The sequence below is a fragment of the Luteimonas sp. e5 genome, assembly GCF_054031035.1.
Genome location: NZ_JBSTRX010000002.1, coordinates 425,132 through 442,968, shown reverse-complemented (window position 1 = coordinate 442,968; position 17,837 = coordinate 425,132). Strand labels below are relative to the sequence as shown.

Here is a 17,837-nt window from a genome sequence, read left to right as displayed (position 1 = left end):
GGGGTGGATCAGGAGGCAGGGCGGTCATCGCGCAGGCGCTCGATGCCCAACAGCTTGAGGACGTACTTCTCGTAGATCGGTTCGGAAGTTCCATTGCGCATCTTGTAGAGGAAGTACTTCTCGAAACCGACCTTGGCCAGGTGCACCCATTTGCCGATGCGGGTCCAGGTCACGTTGCGTGGCGGGATCTGCGGCAAGGCAACGAAGGCCGCACCGGTATCGCCCATGTCCGCCAGACAGACCGCGTTCCAGGTGCCCTCGTAGTCGGCGCTGCGCCCTTCCAGCTCGGCCTTGATGTTGCTGACGATGGTGGTGACCATCGATTCGATCATGAAGCCGGTCTTCGGGGCGCCGGTCGGCACGGGGGTGGCTTCCACCGGCGGAATCGCCACGCACACGCCGGCGGAAAAGATCTTCGGATAGACAGGGCTGCGCTGGTGCTTGTCGACGATCACGAAGCCGCGCGGATTGACCAGGCCTTCCACCGCGGCCACCGCATCCACGCCCTTGAACGCCGGCAACAGCATCGAGAACTTGAACGGTACCGTCTGCACTTCAAGCGGCTGGCCCTTGGCATCATGCGGCAGCACGTCCATCTCGCCCTCACGCACCTCCGTCACCTTGCTGTTGTCGAACCACTTGATGTGGCGCTGGCGCAGTTCGGATTCCATCAGGCTCTTGGAATCGCCCACGCCGCCCAGTCCCATGTGGCCGATGTACGGCTCGCTGGTGACGAAGGTCATCGGCACCCGATCGCGCAGCTTGCGGCGTCGCAGGTCGGTATCGAGAATCATCGCGAACTCGTAGGCCGGACCAAAGCAACTCGCACCCTGCACCGCACCGATCACCACCGGGCCCGGATCGGCGAGGAACGCCTGGTACTGCTCCCACGCATGCTTGGCATGCGGCAGCGTGCAGATCGATTGCGTATGCCCGCCATGCGGACCACTCCCGGGAACCTCGTCAAATGCAAGTTTGGGGCCGGTCGCGATGATCAGGTAGTCATAGGCGATGCGCTCGCCACTGCCGGTGACCACCGCGTCGCCGGCCGCATCGATGCTCTGCACGCCATCGGCAATGAAGCGGATGTCGTGCCGATCCACGCATTCGCCGATCGACAGGCTGATCTCTTCTTCCTCGCGCCAGCCCACCGCCAGCCACGGATTGGATGGTGTGAAGCCGAAACGCGGTCCTTCGCCGATCAGCACCACTTCATGCGTCTTGCCCAGCAGCTCGCGCGCCTCGTAGGCGGCACTCATGCCTCCCAGTCCAGCTCCCATCACCACGATTCTGGCCATTGCTCCGCTCCACCCGAGGACGTTAACCGGATACTAAATTAGCTCTTTCTTATATTAGTGTCAAGTGATATATTGACGCCACGCACGATTGGAGACCCCCATGAACCTGACCGCTGCCGACCTCGTTGCCGATGCGCGCAGCCGCATCCGTGAAGTCGCCCCTGCCCAGTTCCACGCCGACCGCGGTGACGCGGTATTGATCGACGTGCGCGAACCGGCCGAATTCGAAACCGGCCATGTGCCCGGTGCCATCAACATCCCTCGTGGGGTGCTGGAGTTTCAGGTGGATGCCCATCCTGCGGTGGCGTGTGCCACCGATCCCGCGCTCGCCCATCGGGGACGCCCGCTGGTGGTGTATTGCCTGTCCGGCGGACGCGCCGCGCTGTCGGTCGACAACCTGCAGAAACTCGGCTTCAGCGATGTCCGCTCGCTGGCCGGCGGCATCGAGGGCTGGCGCCAGGCCGGGCTGCCAGTGACCAGCCGTTGAGCGCGGTCGCTGCCATCGATACCAGCGCGATGCGCAACCATGCGGGCGAGGCCAGTCGCCTGCTGAAGGCATTGGCGAACGAAAAGCGCCTGCTGCTGCTGTGCCAGCTGGTGGATGGCGAACGCTCGGTGGGCGAATTGAACAGCGGCGTCGATCTCAGCCAATCGGCGCTTTCACAACATCTGGCGGTGCTGCGCGAGGACGGCCTGGTACACACGCGCCGCGAAGCGCAGACCATCTATTACTCATTGGCCCCGGGGCCGGCGCAGCAAATCCTCGCTACCCTGCATGCCATCTATTGCGATCCCCAACCCCTGTGTTGATGCCATGACTCCCCCCATCGTCCACGCCTTCTTCCATGCCGACAGCAACACATGGAGTTATGTCGTGCGTGACCCGGACAGCGATGCCTGCGCGGTGATCGACCCGGTGCTGGACTATGACGCCAGCTCCGGCCGCACCGGCCAGCACAGCGTGCACGCGATCATCGACCACGTACGCTGCCACGGATTGGAGGTGCAGTGGCTGCTGGAAACCCATGCCCACGCCGACCACCTGTCCGCAGCGCACTGGCTCAAGCACAACCACTGGCCACGGGTGCCGATCGCCATCGGCCAGGGCATCACCCGGGTGCAGCAGACCTTCCGCCCGATCTTCAACCTCGACGCGCACTTCGCCGTCGATGGCTCGCAGTTCGACCATCTGTTCGAGGATGGCGAAAAGTTCAGCATTGGCCGGCTCAAGGGTGAAGTCATCGCGGTCCCCGGCCATACCAGTGACAGCATCGCCTTCCTGATCGGCGATGCGCTGTTCGTCGGCGATTCGCTGTTCATGCCCGATGGTGGCACCGCGCGCTGCGACTTTCCCGGCGGCAGTGCGGCAACCCTGTACCAGTCGATCCAGCGCCTGTACCGGCTGCCCGATGCCACGCGCGTGTTCGTCTGCCATGACTACGCACCGAACGGGCGCGAAGTTGCCTGCGAAACCAGCATCGGCGCGCAGAAGCGCGGCAACATCCACGTCCGCAGCGACACGTCGCAGGAGGAGTTCGTGCGCGTGCGCGAGGCGCGCGATGCCACCCTCGCCATGCCGCGACTGATCCTGCCTTCGATCCAGGTCAACATCCGTGCCGGCGCCCTGCCCGAGCCAGAGAACAATGGCCGGCGCTACCTGAAGATCCCGCTCGACACGCTGTGACCCGCCGCCGCAGGGCACGGCATCATCAGGCATGATCCCGGGCACTCGCCAAGGAATCCCGACATGACCCTGCGTTTCGACAGCCTGGACACCGCGGTCGATCACCTGCTTGCGCGCATCGACGGGCCGTTGAACGTGGTCGCACCGCTGGCGCTGGGCAAGCCGCACCGGCTGCTCAATGCGCTGTACCGCCGCGTGGTGACCGATCCGGCGCGGCGCCTGCAGCTGTTCACCGCCTTGTCGCTGGACCCGCCGCAAGTCAAAGGCGACGACCTCAAGGCGCGCCTGCTGGGCCCGGTCATCGAGCGCCTGTACGGTGCGCATTTCCCGCGCCTGGACTACGTCACCGCACAAAAACAGGGCACGCTGCCGGCGCATGTGCGGATCGAGGAGTTCTACGTGCAGTCCGGCGCCCTGCTGCGTTCGCCGCTGGCGCAGCGCGATTACGCCAGCCTCAACTACACCCATGTGGCGCGGGCGATGCCCTCGCGCGGAATCAACTGCATCGTGCAGAAGGTGGCCGCGCACCCGACCGATCCGCGGCTGTCGATTTCCTGCAACGCCGACCTCACCCTCGACATCCTGCAGGCAATCGAAGCGGCCGGGCAGCCGCGGCCGTTGCTGATTGCCGAAATCGACCCGGCCCTGCCCTGGCTCGGCAACAGCGCCGCCCTGCCCGAGGACTTCTTCGACGTGGTGGTGACGCCGCCGGCGCCGCACCCGCCGCTGTTCGCGATGCCGCGCGAGCGCGTGGGCGATGCCGAATTCGCCATCGGCCTGTATGCCAGCACCCTGGTCAAGGATGGCGGCACCCTGCAGATCGGCATCGGTGCGCTGGCCGATGCGCTCGCCTACGCGCTGCTGCTGCGGCATGTCGACAATGCCACCTGGCGCGAGCTGCTGCATGCGCTGGACCCGCAGCTGCCGCAGCACCCGCTGGTGCAAAACGAAGGCGGGCTGGAACCGTTCGAGCAGGGGCTGTACGGCTGCAGCGAGATGCTCAACGAAGGCTTCCGCGTGCTGGCCTCGCACGGCATCCTCAAGCGCCGGGTGCTCGACGACATCGAGCTGATGCGCCGTGCCGAGGCCGGCGATACCGAAGCCGCGGCCATCGTGGCGCGCGAAGGCCATTACCTGCGCGGCGCGTTCTACCTCGGCTCGCCCGAGTTCTACGCCTGGCTGCACGGCTTGGATGCCGACGCCGCCCGCGGCATCGACATGCTGCCGGTCAGCCGCATCAACACGCTGTGGCGTGGCCACGAGGAACTGGAACGCGTGCAGCGCCGTCATTCGCGCCACTTCAATACCAGCATGATGGCGACCGCGCTGGGCGCGGCGGTGTCCGACGCGCTGGAGGACGGGCGCGTGGTGTCCGGCGTCGGCGGCCAGTACGACTTCGTGTCGATGGCACATTCGCTGGAGGGCGCGCGCTCGGTGCTGATGCTGCGCGCCACGCGCGGCCACGGCGCGCGCGCCACCTCCAACATCCTGTGGAACTACGGCCACGTCACCATCCCGCGCCATCTGCGCGACGTGTTCATCAGCGAATACGGCATCGCCCAGGTGCGCTCGCTGGCCGACGAGGATCTGGTCACGGCGATGCTCGGCATCGCCGATGCCAGGTTCCAGCCCGACCTGATCCAGGCCGCGCAGGCCGCCGGCAAACTGGCCGCGGATTTCCAGCCGCCCGCGCATTGGCAGCACAACACCCGCGAGCGGCTGTCCGCCGCCCTCGCCCCGTTCCGTGCCAATGGCGTACTGCCGGACTACCCGCTGGGCAGCGACTACAGCGCGGTCGAACAGCGCCTGCTCAAGGCGCTGGAGCGCATCGGTGACGTGCCTGCCGGCGCCGCAGCGACCGGCACGGACTGGCACGATGCCGAGGCGATGCAGCGCATGGGCCTGGCGCAGCCGCGCAACGAAGACGAATGGCGCATGGCGCGACAGCTGGATGCCGCGCTGCGCGCGCTGCTTGGCTGAACACCAACCCGGCAAGCAACGCGTTCATCGCGAATCGTGCCTTTGCCAGCCCATCACCGGAACCTTGGTGCAGCAGCAAGTGCGTTTGCCTTGCACGTGATATCAAGGCTGGCGGTCACCGCGCAGGACTTGCCCGCCTTGATGCAATTCCAGTGACACCACCTTGCCGGCGGCGTCGCGCTGGAACACGATTTCGATGCCGAAGGCGAGGGCTTCGAATGCATCGTCGGCGGCATGCTCCAGCGCAAACTCACCCTGCCCGGTGGCACGCGCATGCAGCCGCCTGTCACCGGCGCGCACGCTCAGCACGAAGCCCGGCAGCAGCGGGTATTCGCCGGCGTACTCCTGCAGGGCTTGCGCTGACAACTCAGGCGCTGCACTGCGTTGACCGGCCGCACCATCGATGCGCCGCGCCGGGATCATCGCGCCCATCTGGGTCCACGTGAAGGCGTACTCGCCGCGGCGCGTCTGCTGCGGTTTGAGCACGGCATCCAACTGCAAGGGGAAGAAGTCGCCGGCATCGTCGTACGCCATCTCCAGCTCCGGCTGATCCGCGGCCTGCACGAACAGGCGGCCATCGCGCTGGCACAAGGTCATCGCCAGGCCGCTCTGCAATCGATACTCGCCCTGCAAGGCTTCGAGCAGGTCCGCTGGCGGCATCGCCAGCTTGCGCGGCTTGCCCAGCGGGAACGCCGGATCGACCAGATGCAGGCCCAGACTGCCGAGGCTGCCGATGGAGTTCCACGTGGTGTCGGAGAGGATCACCACCCCGCGCTGCCGCTCGCGATCGACGGACACGAACGACGAAAACCCGCCGGTGCCGCCCTCGTGCATGTGCACGGTGCGGCCATTGGCCTTGGCCAGCATCCAGTTCATCGCCATCGGCGGCTCAGTCCCCAGCGGTTGCTGCGCAAGTTCCAGCGCCGGTGAAATCCCGGCGTCGCGCAGGCCCAAGTTGCCCTGCACGTAGGCCACCATGTCATCCAGCGTGGCGCGCACGCCGCCGACACCGGCCAGGTTTGTGGCAAACCGCCAGGGCGGCGCGGGCTGCCCGTTCGGCGTGTGCCCCACTGCGGGGCGAACCCCGTCCGGGACCGTGTTGACGTACGCATGACGCATGCCCAGCGGCGCGAACAGGCGCTGTTTCAGCAACGTCTCGAAGTCGGTGCCGGCACGCCGCGCCACTGCGTACGACAGCAGCATCGAGGCGAAGTTGGAGTATTCGAAGGCGCTGCCCGGCGCCGCCGACAGCGTGACATCGCCCAGCGAAGCCAGCAGCGCGTCTTCGTCGAGGTTGGCGTACGGATCGGCCATGTCACTCGCGCCCAACCGCGATGGCAGCGCCGGCAGCCCCGAGGTGTGCGTGACCACATGCCGCAGGCGAATCGGCTGGCCCTCGAAGCTGGGCACCGGCGTGCCTTCAGGCAGATGGTCGGCCAGCGGATCATCCAGCGAAGCCTTGCCCTGCCCGATCAGATCGGCCAGCAGTACCGATGTCATGGTCTTGCTGAGCGAGCCGATCTCGAACGCCGTATCGGCACCGATGCGCGCGGCGTCTTTCGCATCGGCGCAGCGCCAGGCACGCGCCACCGCGTCCTTTTCGACCACCGCCACCGCCATGCAAGCGCCAGTGCGGTCGCCGGCCAGACGTGCATCGACGATGCTCGCCAATGCCTGGTCGTCCATCGCCCATGCGCCTCCGCTCATCCCCATCATCATGATGGCCATCAGTAGCGTCTTGCCGAGCATGCCGTTCTCCGGAAATCGGGGTATGAGTGCGTCGAAAACAGCATGGTCAGACCGGAAGCCCTGCACGTGCAGTGCAGGCACATGAGGCGGTCGTGCGCTTACAGTGCCCGCGCCGCCTCGACCACGCGCTCGACGGTGAAGCCGAAGTGCTTGAACAGGGCATCGGCCGGTGCCGAAGCGCCGTAGCCTTCCATGCCGATCACCGCACCATCCAGCCCCACGTACTTGCGCCAGGCATCGCCGCTGCCGGCCTCGATCGCGATGCGCCGGCGGCAGGCGTCGGGCAGCACCGCTTCGCGATAGTCGGCCGACTGGCGGTCGAACAGACTGGTCGAGGGCATCGACACCACGCGCACGCCGTCACCGAGTTGCTCGGCGGCCTGCATCGCCAGTTCCACTTCCGAACCGGTGGCGATCAGGATCAGCTCCGGCGTGCCGCTCGCGCACTCGCGCAGCACGTAGCCGCCGCGCGCGATGTTGCGCAACTGCGCCTCGTCGCGCGGCTGGTGGGCGAGGTTCTGCCGCGAGAACACCAGGCAGCTCGGCCCGTCGCGGCGTTCGATCGCATGCCGCCAGGCCACCGCCGATTCCACCGCGTCACAAGGACGCCACACGTCGTTGTGCGGGATCAGGCGCAGGCTGGCGAGGTGCTCGATCGGCTGGTGCGTGGGGCCGTCCTCGCCCAGGCCGATCGAGTCATGGGTATAGACGTGGATCGCGTGCGCACCCATCAGCGCACTCATGCGCACCGCATTGCGCGCGTAATCGGAGAACACCAGGAAGGTGGCGTCATAGGGCAGGAAGCCGCCATGCAGCGCCAGGCCATTGCTGATCGCGCTCATGCCGAACTCGCGCACGCCGTAATAGATGTAGTTGGCGTCGGCATCGGCGCCGTTGACATCACGGCTGCCACTCCACAGGGTGAGGTTGGAGCCGGCCAGGTCGGCGGAGCCACCGATCAGCTCAGGCAGATGCGGTGCATAGGCTTCGATCGCCATCTGCGAGGCCTTGCGGCTGGCCACCACCGGGCCTTCGGCCTGCAGCTTGGCGACATAGGCATCGGCCGCGCCGGCGAAGCCCTGCGGCAGTTCGCCGCCCATGCGGCGGCTGAACTCGGCGGCCAGCTCGGGGTGCGCCTCGGCATAGGCCTGGAACCGCTTTTGCCAGTCGGCTTCGCGCGCGGCGCCGACTTCGCGTGCATCCCACGCGTCGCGGATCGGCTGCGGGATTTCGAACGGAGCGTGATCCCACTGCAGCGCCTCGCGGGTCAGACGCACCTCGTCACCGCCCAAGGGCGCACCGTGGCTGGATTCCTTGCCCGCCTTGTTCGGCGAGCCGAAGCCGATCTGCGTGCGGCAGCAGACCAGCACCGGCTTGTCGCTCGACTTGAGCGCATTCTGGATCGCGACCTCGATCTCGCGCGGGTCATGCCCATCGACATTGCGGATCACGCGCCAGCCATAAGCCTCGAAGCGCATCGGCGTATCGTCGTTGAACCAGCCGGCGACATCGCCGTCGATCGAGATGTGGTTGTCGTCCCAGAACGCGACCAGCTTGTTCAGACCCAGGGTCCCGGCCAGCGAAGCGGCCTCGTGGCTGATGCCTTCCATCAGGCAACCATCGCCGAGGAACACGAAGGTGCGGTGATCGACCACCTCGAAGCCCTCGCGGTTGAAGCGACGCGCCAGCAGCTTCTCCGCCAGCGCCATGCCAACCGCATTGGCGAAGCCCTGGCCCAACGGCCCGGTGGTGGTTTCCACGCCGGAGGTGACGAAGTTTTCCGGGTGCCCCGGCGTGCGCGAGCCGAGCTGGCGGAAGTTCTTCAACTCCTCCAGCGGCAGGTCGTAGCCGGCCAGGTGCAGCAGCCCGTATTGCAGCATCGAGCCATGGCCGTTGCTGAGCACGAAGCGATCGCGATCGACCCAGCCCGGGTTGGCCGGGTTGTGCCGCAGGTGGTCGCGCCACAGCACCTCGGCGATGTCGGCCATGCCCATCGGCATGCCCGGATGGCCGGAGTTGGCCGCCTGCACGGCATCGATGGCGAGGAAGCGCAGCGCGTTGGCGAGTTCGCGACGACTGGGAGCGGACATGGCGGACCTGGAGACGGGCGAAACGCTCATTGTCCCATACCTGCCACGCCCCTAGAATCGGCCTGCCCCTTTAGCAATCGCCTGCATATGCCACCCCTCCGTCTGGTCACCCTGCAGGAAGCGCGCGACGTGCTCGCAGCCGAGAGTCACCTGGCATGTCAGCTCGAACGCGACGCCACTGCGGGTGATTACCGCGTCCTGCTGCGCGAGGGCGATCTCGAACTGGACAGCCTGATGCTGGATTTCCCCATCCCGTTGCTGGACGGGAAGCCGGCTCTCGGGGACATCGATGACGGCAGAGGGATCGTGGCGCTGGTGGTGACCGGCAACCTGCGGGTGAAACACTGGATCGCCAACCATGATGTGGACGGCGCACTGACGCTGCAGGTGCACGGTGACGTGCATGCCGGGCACGTGCTGGTCGGCGGTCAGGAACTGCGGGTCGGCGGTGACCTGATCGTGGATGGCCTGTGCTGGGGCGACTACAACCATGGCGATCTGACCGTGTGCGGCGCGATGCGTGCCACGACGACCGCCTTCACCGACGAGTATCACGTGCATGTGCAGGGCGCGATCGACGTCCTCCACCCACTCAACACCACGGGCATCAGTGACACCGATCTGCGTGCGCCTGCCGTGCGTGCGCAGCTGCCGGCAGATGGTTACGAGGAGTCGCAGGAGGGCGACAGCGACGAGCTGTATCTGCAGCGCGACTCGTTGTTGCGGCGCCTGGCACAAGGCCGGCCGATTCTGGGTGTCGATCTGGTACCGCCGCCAGCGGCCGAGCCCGCGGCTCCCTTCCTGTTCGGCGAAGGTGCCTTCGCCGCTGCCACGCTCGCACCGCTGTCCACCCTGCCCTTCGTCCCCGTGGAGGCAAACGAAGACGGCGTGCGCATCGCGCAATTCCGTGCCGACGACACCGTGGTGTCGGTGCTGTGTTACGGACCACAGGCCGAAAGTGGCGAACAGGACACGATCCTGCTGCAGCCCGAAGGTGCACGCCATTGGGTGTTCTGCAGCAACCCGGGCCGAGCACGACGCGGCCTGCTCGGCAAGCTGTTCGGCCGCACTCCGCCCGAAGCGGTGTTCACGGTGGAGTACAAACCGCCGGGCAGCGAGGACTGGATCAGCTTCGACGACAGCGCTCCGGCACAGATCGTCGCGGATGCACGCGAGGCCTTTGCCTGGGCCTTGCATGCGATCAGCGAATACGCCCACCTGCGCGCCTGCCTCACCCCGCAGGACATCGAAGCCTTGCTCGCGCTGCCCATCGCGCAGCCCTACGACGACTGGTGGGACATGGATCGCAACGGCTTCTGGCTGGCGGAGATGCATTTCTCGTTCCGCCAGGACAATGCGCGCCACGACGGCAAGACCTGGCGCCCGCTGCTGCAGCTGTGCGTGGAGACGACGGAGGACGTGTACGACACCTACCGCTGGCACCTCGTTGATGACGAGGCCGGCAAGCGCGAAGTCGAGCTGTGGTATTCGCCGGACAACAACAACGATGACATCGAGCACATCATGGTGACCCGCCACCTGCACCACTTGCGCAGCGCGCGCAGCCGCCTGTTGCGCGGCAACGATCTGTTGCGGCGCGCACAGGTACGGCTGCAGCAAGGCATCGTGCCGCCCTACCTGGACGAGGATGACGCCTTCGCCATCCGCGCCTGGCATGACATGGGCTATCCGGTGAAGTTGCCCGACACCTGAGCCGATGGCTTGACCCGGCTCAGGTGGCCGGTGGGAGCCGTCGTTCGCCGGCGTCGATGTCGCCGCTACCGGTCGCGTCCTGCGTTTCGCCGCGCGCGACCACGGTGGACAGCACCAGATCACCGGTGATGTTGACCGTGGTGCGGCACATGTCGAGCAGGCGATCCACGCCGAGGATCAGGCCGATGCCTTCGGGCGGGATGCCGAACATGGCGAGGATCATCGCGATCACCGGCAACGAACCGCCCGGCACCCCGGCCGCACCGATGCCACCCATCACACACAGGCCGAGGATCATCAGCTGCTGGCCGAGGCCGAGTTCGACGCCATAGAACTGGGCGAGGAACAGCACGGTGATGCCTTCGAACATCGCCGTTCCGTTCATGTTGGCGGTCGCGCCCAAGGTGCAGACGAAGCGCGACACCCGGCGCGGCACGCCCAGGCGCTCCTCCGCGCACATCAGGGTGGTGGGCAGGGTGGCGCTGGAGGACGAGGTGGAAAAGCCGGTGACGATGGCCGGTTGCGCGCCACGCATGAACGCCAGTGGCGAGCGGCGCGCGGCGATCATCACCATCAGCGGGAACACCACCGCGAAATGCAGGCCCAGCGCGGCGACCACGGTACCCACGTACTTGGCCAGTTGCAGCAGCACATCCACGCCCAGACGCGCGGTGGCGCTGAACAACAGCGCAGCCACCGCATACGGAGCAAGGCGGATCACCCAGTCGATCAGCTTCAGGCAGATGTCGTACAGACCCTGGCAGGCGAGCACGAAATGTTCGGTGGCGCGGTTGCGCACCACCGCCGCGGCAAGGCCGACCATCAAGGCGAAGAACATCACCGCGATCAGGTCGCCGGAAGCGGCCGCCGCGACCGGGTTCTTCGGCACGATGTTGAGCAGGATGTCGATACCCGAAGGCGCCTCGCGCGCGGCCACCACCACCTGCTCGGTGTGCTCGCCGGCCTGCGCCATCAGCGCGGCGTGGGCCTCTTCGGGCAAGCCGATGCCCGGTTGCAGCAGGTTGACCATCATCAGGCCGATGGCGACCGCGATCAGGGTCATCAGCAGCAGCCACAGCAGCGTGCGCAGGCCGATGCGACCGAGCGATTGCGGGTCGCCGATCTCGACCACGCCCAGCACCAGCGCCGAGAACACCAGCGGCACCACCAGCATGAACAGCAGGCGCAGGAACAACTGCCCGACCGGGTCGGCGACGTACTGGATCAGCCCATCCAGCCACCCTGCCTCGGCGGCCATCAGATTGGCCAGCAGGCCGAAGCCGGCACCGACCACGAACCCGATCACCATCTTCCAGTGCAGCGGCAGCGCGGGACGGCGCGCGGGGTTGGCGGACATGCAGTGCTCCCGGGGACCAGGCCGGCAGCTTAACAAACCACGATTTCGCTCACGCCTGCGGGTACAGCGGTGGCAGCAGCGGACGGTCGCCATCGGCAGCCCGTTGCCAGCGCGGGCCGCGCGCGAATGCGCGCTGCAATGCCTCGGCCGCGGCGCCGGCATCGCCTCCGCCCCACAACGCAGCCTGCAGCAGGGCGAGCGCGCTGCGTTGCTCGGCATCCGCCAGTCTGGCCTGCACCTCATCCAGCGAAGCCAAGGGCGGCGCGGCCATGCGTGGCAGCAGACGGGCGGCGGCGGCAAGATCGCGCTTGCGCAACGCATCGCGCAACGCGTGGCGCAACTGGCGTGGCGTCGGCTCGCGCGGCGTGTCTTCGACTGCCGGGCGACGACGGTGGCGATACAGCGCCCACAGGGCAAGGAATGCCACGGCAATGGCGATGCCAGCGAGCAACCAACGCGCCTGCCGCCAGCGGGCAGCGCCGGAGCGTGCGGCGGCGCCGTGATCCGTACTGGTCACGGGCGAGCGCGTGCCATCGGCATCGCCATTGGAGGGGCCTGCCGCGCCCGGCAGCACCGTCAGCCGTATCGGCGCCAGCGTGGCGCGGCGCGCGCTATCGGCGCCGGTCTGCCACCAGTCGATCGCGCGCACGTCAAGACGCAACTCGCCGGCCTCGTTCGGCACGATGGAAAAGCGCCGTTGCGCGGATGCCTGCATGCGCCCGGCATCAAAGCCGTCACTGGCCTGTTGCGCATCGGCGAACACCTGCGCGCCATCTTCGGTGGTCAACTCGATGTCCGGCAACTGCGCCGCACTGGCGCCATCGGCATGCAGCTCGATGACGAGATCGAAGGCCTCGCCGGCGCGTGCCTGTCGCGGCGGGTTGGAGGCTTGCAAACGTACATCACGGGCCGGCAACCAGGGCTCGACGGCCGTGGCCGGGATCGGCCGCACTTGCAGCCGCCGCGGCGCGGATTCGACGCGGATGCGCGAACGCCCGCTACCGAACAGGCCATCGAAGAATCCGCTTTCGGCCTCGCCGGCGAAGCGCGCGGGCGGCAACACCAGGGTGCCGCTGCGCTCGGGCGTCAGCAGGTAATGCCGTTCCAATACGCGATAGCTGCGGCCATCAATCACGCGCACACTGCGCCGATCATTGCCCAGCGGCTGCAGGCTGCCGCCTTCGGGCTCGGCCTGGCGCAACTCGCCGGTCACGAGGTTGATGGCGTAGTTCAGGCGCACGCTGACCGCCACCGCCTGCTGCAGGTAAGGCGCGCTGTCATCGATTTCGGTTTCGACGAATACCGCCTCGCGCGGCCCTTCCGATGGCGGCGGCTCATCCATCGGCGCGGCCGCTGCCGCGGCAGGGCGCACCTGCAGGCTCAGCGGCGCGGTTCGTGCACTGCCCACGCGCAAGGAAGGCACCTGCAACATGCCGGGCCGGCGCGGTCGCAGCAGCACCGAATGATGCTGGCGTGCTTCCAGCTGGAAGCCCTGCAATCGCCATTGCCGGCTGCTGCGCAATGCGCCGAGTTCGAAGTCGGCCTGCAAGGGGCCGAGGTCGGGGGCAGCGGACTCATCGCTGTCGATTTCGAGCAGTACCGATTCACCCATCGCGATCGCCGGGCGCTCCAACCGGGCATGGGTCTGTGCCACGGCATCGACGGCGAGCAGCATCAACGCCAGGCAGGCCAGCCACATCCACGCCTTGCAGGCAGGCCGGCGCATCAATCGTCCTCGCCGCGCAGGCGGCGCTGGTGCTCGATCCAGAACTTCTGCCGCAGCCAGTCTCCCGGCGTATCCGGCACCCGGCGCAACCAGGCATCGACCATGCGTTGCTCCTCGCTGCGCGATTGCGCATCGGCCGCCGTGGCCGCCGCGGCTTCGGATCCTTGCTCTGCCTGCCCGGCGTCCTGCAAGGCGCGCGCCATCGCTTCGCGTTGCGCCTGCTCCGCGGCACGCTGGCGCGCATCCGCTTCGGCATCGGCGGGCGGGGGCTCGCCGTCGGCGGCAGACGGGGGTTGCGTTGACCGATCCCGATCTGCCGGCGAATCCGCACCATGCTGCGGCTCGCCACCAGACTGCGCATCACCTTGCTCCGCCGCTGACGAATCCTGTGCCTGACCCTGATTCCCGTCCGTCTGCTGTTGGCCTTGCTGCCCCTGCCCGTCCTGTCCACCTTGCTGCCGATCGTCCTGACCCTCCTCGCCGCCGGATGCCGGCGGGCGCTGCATCGCGCGCTCCACGGCTGCGCGATTGGCGCGCGCATCCTCCATCTGCGGCTGCAGTTGCAATGCGCGGTCATAGGCCTCGATCGCCTGCGCCAGCTGCCCGCCCTTGGCCAAGGCGTTGCCGAGGTTGTACTGCGCATCGGCACCGGGCAGGCGTGCGTAGAGCTCCGCTGCACGCGCATAGTCGCCGGCGCGGTAGGCGCGCTCGCCTTCGCGCATCACCCGATGCGCGCGCTGATCGGCACGCAGCCACCAGCCGTCCTGGTGCACGCCCTGCTCGGCCCGGGCCTGCGGCGCGAGACCAAGCCCGCAGGCAAGCAGCAGGGCCGGCAGCAGGCCGGCGCCGGCATGCCGGCGGAAACTCCACAGTGCCAGCAACGCCAGCGGCAGCAGCAACCAATAGCCCTGATCCTGCCACGCCAGACCCTGCGCACCACTGGCGGCCGATGCTGACGCGCCCTGCGCATCCAGCACGCCGACCGCGCGCAGGTCGCCCACGTCGGCAGTGAGCGTGGCGTAGCGGCCGCCACCGGCAGTCACCAGGGTGCGCAGCGACGCCGCATCCAGCCGTGCCTGCCGGCTGCGCCCTGCGCCGTCCTGCACCTCGGCGCCGGCCGGCGTGCCAAGGCCAATGGCCGAGACGCGAAAGCCGGCCGCCGCGGCCGCGCGTGCCGCCGCGGTGGCGGCATCGTCGGCATGGTCGGTCAGCAACAGGATGTCGCCATTCGCCGCCCCGCCCTGCCGCAACAGGCGCTGCGCCAGCTCGATCGCGCGCGCCGCATCATGCCCGTCCAGCGGCATGATCTGCGGTGCCAGCGCGTCGATGAACAGCGCCACATTGGCCGCGTCATCGGTCAGCGGGGCGACGGTGAAAGCATCGTCGGCAAACGCCAGCAGCGCGACCGGGGCATCACCGCGCTCGGCCAGCAGCTGCCTGAGCTTGGCGCGTGCCTGCAACAGGCGATCGGGCGGCAGGTCGCGCGCGATGCTGGCACTGGACAGATCCAGCGCCACCGCCAGTGCGCGCCCCTCCTGCCACAACGGTTGCGGCGTCTGCCGCCATGACGGGCCGGCCAGTGCCAGCACCGCCAGCGCAAGGCCGAGCAGCAGCGCCCACGGCATGCCGGCTCGTTGCTGCGCGCCCGCACCGACCAGCACATGCGGCCTCAGATGCGCATCGATCACGCCGTCCCAGACATCCCCACGCGCACGCCGTCGCCACCACCACCAGGCCGGCAGCAGCGGCAGTGCCAGCAGCAACCACAGCGCGTCTGGACGCATGAAGTGCGGCAGCGACAGCCATTCGTTCATGCCGCTCTCCTGCGCCAGGCGGCAATCGACGCCACGGCGAACGCCAGCAGCAGCACTGCCATCGCCGCCAGCAGCCAACGCCAGTAATGTTCGATGCGCGGCCGCAGCGGCGCGCCGGCATGTTCGACCGGCTCCAGCGCGTCGATTTCGGCATAGATGCCGGCCAGCGACGCGGTGTCACGCGCGCGGAAGAAACGCCCGCCGGTGGTCGCCGCGATTTCGCGCAGACTCTCCTCGTCCATGCCCGCCTGCATTCCCGGCATCGGCAATTGCATGCCGAATACCGACAACGTCGCCCCTTCGCCACCGAAGGCGATGGTGTGGATGCGCACGTTCTCCACCTGCGCCAGCTCGGCGGCCTTCTGCGGGGTCAGCGTGCCGGCGGTGTTTTCGCCATCGGTGAGCAGGATCAGCACACGCTGGCCCAAGGTCTGTGCCCGCAGGCGCTTGACCGCCAGGCCGATGGCATCGCCGATCGCCGTTTCGCGCCCGGCCATGCCCACCAGCGCGTCGCGCAACTGACGCTGCACGCTGTCGCGGTCGCGGGTCAACGGCGATACCGCATAGGCGCGCTGGCCGAACACGATCAGCCCGACGCGGTCGCTCTCGCGGCGCGCGAGGAAGTCGGCCAGCACCGCCTTGGCCGCGGTGATGCGCTCCACCCGGCGCCCACCCAGCTCCATGTCGGTTTCTTCCATGCTGCCGGACAGATCCACCGCCAGCATCAGATCGCGCCCGCTTGCCGGCGGGCTCTGCACCGGCCCGAGGGTGTGCGGCCGCGCCGCCGCCACGCACAGCAGGCACCAGGCCAGCAGCGGCAACCATGGCACGCCGGCGCGACGGCCCACCGCGCCGATCGCCGGCGCGATCTGCAGCCGTTCGCGCGCCTGCGGCAGCTTCAGCGCTGGCGCGCCCGGTGTCGCCGCGGCCGGCAGCCAGGCGCGCGCCAGCCACGGCAGAGGCAGTGCCAGCAACATCCACGGCCACGCGAACTGCGCCAGCCATGCCTGCCACCAGGCGCTCACGGGGCCACTCCCATCCAGCGCAGGAAGCGCTCGCGTGCGCGCAGGCGCAGACGCTGCAATGCCTGCGCATCCACCTGCTGTTTCCAACCGCCTTCGAGCAGCAGGTGGCCGCACTCGTCATTGCCGAACGCGCCGGGCATGCCCTCGTCGAGCAACGCCAGCCACGCCTCGCCATCCACGGTGTCGGCGGCGGCATGATGCCGGCGTGCCGCGCGCCGCAGCAGCGCCGACAGCGCGGCGATCTGCGCCGGGCCATCGCCCGCTTCGGCCAATGCCTGCTCGAACATCGCCTCGACCGCGCGGCGATGCGCGCGGCGCCGATGCCACCACCACCCCAGCACGATGGAAACCAGCAGCACGGCCGCCAGCAACCACCACCAGCCGGCCGCCGGTGGCCACAGCGAGGGCGCCGGGGGACGATGGATGTCGCGCAAGACCAGTTCCGGGGCCAGCCGCATCACGCCACCTCTCGGCGGCGTGCCGCCGGCAACCAGGAAGCACTGTCGGCATCGGCGCGCAGCTCATGGGCATGGATGCCGCGCGCCTGCAGCACTGCCAGCGCATCGGCCAACGGCGTGTTGAACGCGTTCGCCCACAGCGCACGTTGCGCCTCGGCGGCGAGATCCAGATGCATTTCGCCATCGTCCGTCGCGATGGGCAGCCGGGCCGCAGGTGGTGCCTGTTCGAGCGCGTCGCTCAACAGCAGCACGCTGACCTCGTTGTGCCGTGCCAGTGCCGACCAGTGCGAGGCTTCGATGTCGAGGATGCTGGCGGGCTCCGCCAGCACCACCAGTCGCGAGCCCGGGCGCAGCACGCGTCGCGCCTGCTCCAGCGCCAGGCCGAGGCCGGCATCGTCCGCTGGCGGCGCGGCATACCAGCGCACCAGTGCATCGAGCACCCGCAGCACGCCGCGCATGCCCGCTCCCGGCGGTACCGGAGGCTCGCGCCGACTGCCACGCAAGGCTGCGATGCGATCACCATCGGCCAGCGCGCGCCACGCCGCCACCGCTCCGGCACGCGCCGCCTGCACCGATTTGAAACGCACGCGGCTGCCGAAATACAGCGCCGGTGCGGTGTCCGCCAGCACCAGACTGAGGCGGTCACGCTCGGCCTGGAACAGCTTGGTATGCGCCTGCCCGCGACGCGCGGTCAGCCGCCAGTCGATATGCCGCGCGTCATCGCCGGCGACGTATTCGCGCGATTCGGCGTATTCCATGCCACGTCCGCGCAGCGGCGAGGCAGCGACGCCGGAATGGCCATGCCGGCCACGCCGGGCCGGCGTGCGCGCCGCGACCGCGCCGCGCAACGCCAGCAATGCCTGCAGGCTGGGCACGATGGCGTCGTCCACCACATCGCGGGTCGCCGGCGCCTCGTGCACGGGGTCAGGCAGGCGGGCCACGG

Annotated in this window: 14 protein-coding genes; 5 read left to right on the top strand and 9 right to left on the bottom strand. The window is 68.3% G+C overall.

The window, feature by feature from the left end:
* Positions 1-8: 8 nt before the first annotated feature.
* Entirely contained in the window at positions 9-1,280 is a 1,272-nt protein-coding gene (locus ACW11F_RS07510) for an NAD(P)/FAD-dependent oxidoreductase (RefSeq protein WP_456996578.1), read from the bottom strand.
* A 118-nt stretch (positions 1,281-1,398) separates the two neighbouring features.
* On the opposite strand from ACW11F_RS07510, the gene ACW11F_RS07505 reads away from it, so the two are divergent.
* From ACW11F_RS07505 to ACW11F_RS07490, 4 genes are all read left to right on the top strand, one after another.
* Positions 1,399-1,785: a rhodanese-like domain-containing protein gene (locus tag ACW11F_RS07505; protein ID WP_456996286.1), complete on the top strand. Its 387-nt coding sequence runs from the start codon at positions 1,399-1,401 to the stop codon at positions 1,783-1,785.
* Between the two features lie 29 nt (positions 1,786-1,814).
* Entirely contained in the window at positions 1,815-2,108 is a 294-nt protein-coding gene (locus ACW11F_RS07500; RefSeq protein ID WP_456996577.1) for an ArsR/SmtB family transcription factor, read from the top strand.
* Positions 2,109-2,112: 4 nt separating this feature from the next.
* Entirely contained in the window at positions 2,113-2,982 is an 870-nt protein-coding gene (locus ACW11F_RS07495) for an MBL fold metallo-hydrolase (protein WP_456996285.1), read from the top strand.
* Between the two features lie 63 nt (positions 2,983-3,045).
* Entirely contained in the window at positions 3,046-4,962 is a 1,917-nt protein-coding gene (locus ACW11F_RS07490; RefSeq protein ID WP_456996284.1) for an acetyl-CoA hydrolase/transferase C-terminal domain-containing protein, read from the top strand.
* A gap of 102 nt (positions 4,963-5,064) precedes the next feature.
* Here the strand turns inward: ACW11F_RS07490 and ACW11F_RS07485 are convergent, their stop codons facing one another.
* Entirely contained in the window at positions 5,065-6,711 is a 1,647-nt protein-coding gene (locus ACW11F_RS07485; RefSeq protein ID WP_456996283.1) for a serine hydrolase, read from the bottom strand.
* A 98-nt stretch (positions 6,712-6,809) separates the two neighbouring features.
* Positions 6,810-8,801 (bottom strand): transketolase, encoded by a 1,992-nt coding sequence (gene tkt, locus ACW11F_RS07480; RefSeq protein ID WP_456996281.1) that lies wholly within the window; start codon positions 8,799-8,801, stop codon positions 6,810-6,812.
* A gap of 87 nt (positions 8,802-8,888) precedes the next feature.
* Between tkt and ACW11F_RS07475 the strand changes: the two genes are divergently transcribed.
* Positions 8,889-10,514: a hypothetical protein gene (locus tag ACW11F_RS07475; protein WP_456996280.1), complete on the top strand. Its 1,626-nt coding sequence runs from the start codon at positions 8,889-8,891 to the stop codon at positions 10,512-10,514.
* A 19-nt stretch (positions 10,515-10,533) separates the two neighbouring features.
* Here the strand turns inward: ACW11F_RS07475 and ACW11F_RS07470 are convergent, their stop codons facing one another.
* The 6 genes from ACW11F_RS07470 to ACW11F_RS07445 are packed head-to-tail and all read right to left on the bottom strand — an operon-like array spanning position 10,534 to position 17,826.
* Positions 10,534-11,871 carry a dicarboxylate/amino acid:cation symporter gene (locus ACW11F_RS07470; protein WP_456996279.1) on the bottom strand — a complete coding sequence of 446 codons (1,338 nt, stop codon included), beginning with the start codon at positions 11,869-11,871 and terminating at the stop codon, positions 10,534-10,536.
* Between the two features lie 49 nt (positions 11,872-11,920).
* Positions 11,921-13,597 (bottom strand): BatD family protein, encoded by a 1,677-nt coding sequence (locus tag ACW11F_RS07465; RefSeq protein ID WP_456996278.1) that lies wholly within the window; start codon positions 13,595-13,597, stop codon positions 11,921-11,923.
* Positions 13,597-15,411, bottom strand: a complete 1,815-nt coding sequence (locus ACW11F_RS07460) for a VWA domain-containing protein (RefSeq protein WP_456996277.1) — start codon at positions 15,409-15,411, stop codon at positions 13,597-13,599. Before ACW11F_RS07460 ends, ACW11F_RS07465 begins: the two co-directional genes overlap by 1 nt.
* On the bottom strand, positions 15,408-16,388 hold the full coding sequence (locus ACW11F_RS07455; protein ID WP_456996576.1) for a vWA domain-containing protein: 981 nt from the start codon (positions 16,386-16,388) through the stop codon (positions 15,408-15,410). Before ACW11F_RS07455 ends, ACW11F_RS07460 begins: the two co-directional genes overlap by 4 nt.
* 44 nt (positions 16,389-16,432) lie before the next feature.
* Positions 16,433-16,894: a DUF4381 family protein gene (locus ACW11F_RS07450; protein WP_456996276.1), complete on the bottom strand. Its 462-nt coding sequence runs from the start codon at positions 16,892-16,894 to the stop codon at positions 16,433-16,435.
* Positions 16,894-17,826 carry a DUF58 domain-containing protein gene (locus ACW11F_RS07445; protein WP_456996575.1) on the bottom strand — a complete coding sequence of 311 codons (933 nt, stop codon included), beginning with the start codon at positions 17,824-17,826 and terminating at the stop codon, positions 16,894-16,896. The genes ACW11F_RS07450 and ACW11F_RS07445 overlap by 1 nt, the downstream gene beginning before the upstream one ends.
* Positions 17,827-17,837 lie beyond the last annotated feature (11 nt).

What these genes read in the sequence shown, in the direction of transcription:
- tkt (WP_456996281.1), bottom strand. Translation starts at nt 8,801, where the DNA reads ATGTCCGCTCCCAGTCGTCGCGAACTCGCCAACGCGCTGCGCTTCCTC.
- ACW11F_RS07510 (WP_456996578.1), bottom strand. Translation starts at nt 1,280, where the DNA reads ATGGGAGCTGGACTGGGAGGCATGAGTGCCGCCTACGAGGCGCGCGAG.
- ACW11F_RS07465 (WP_456996278.1), bottom strand. Translation starts at nt 13,597, where the DNA reads ATGCGCCGGCCTGCCTGCAAGGCGTGGATGTGGCTGGCCTGCCTGGCG.
- ACW11F_RS07505 (WP_456996286.1), top strand. Translation starts at nt 1,399, where the DNA reads ATGAACCTGACCGCTGCCGACCTCGTTGCCGATGCGCGCAGCCGCATC.
- ACW11F_RS07470 (WP_456996279.1), bottom strand. Translation starts at nt 11,871, where the DNA reads ATGTCCGCCAACCCCGCGCGCCGTCCCGCGCTGCCGCTGCACTGGAAG.
- ACW11F_RS07500 (WP_456996577.1), top strand. Translation starts at nt 1,815, where the DNA reads ATGCGCAACCATGCGGGCGAGGCCAGTCGCCTGCTGAAGGCATTGGCG.
- ACW11F_RS07460 (WP_456996277.1), bottom strand. Translation starts at nt 15,411, where the DNA reads ATGAACGAATGGCTGTCGCTGCCGCACTTCATGCGTCCAGACGCGCTG.
- ACW11F_RS07495 (WP_456996285.1), top strand. Translation starts at nt 2,113, where the DNA reads ATGACTCCCCCCATCGTCCACGCCTTCTTCCATGCCGACAGCAACACA.
- ACW11F_RS07455 (WP_456996576.1), bottom strand. Translation starts at nt 16,388, where the DNA reads ATGTTGCTGGCACTGCCTCTGCCGTGGCTGGCGCGCGCCTGGCTGCCG.
- ACW11F_RS07485 (WP_456996283.1), bottom strand. Translation starts at nt 6,711, where the DNA reads ATGCTCGGCAAGACGCTACTGATGGCCATCATGATGATGGGGATGAGC.
- ACW11F_RS07475 (WP_456996280.1), top strand. Translation starts at nt 8,889, where the DNA reads ATGCCACCCCTCCGTCTGGTCACCCTGCAGGAAGCGCGCGACGTGCTC.
- ACW11F_RS07490 (WP_456996284.1), top strand. Translation starts at nt 3,046, where the DNA reads ATGACCCTGCGTTTCGACAGCCTGGACACCGCGGTCGATCACCTGCTT.
- ACW11F_RS07450 (WP_456996276.1), bottom strand. Translation starts at nt 16,894, where the DNA reads ATGCGGCTGGCCCCGGAACTGGTCTTGCGCGACATCCATCGTCCCCCG.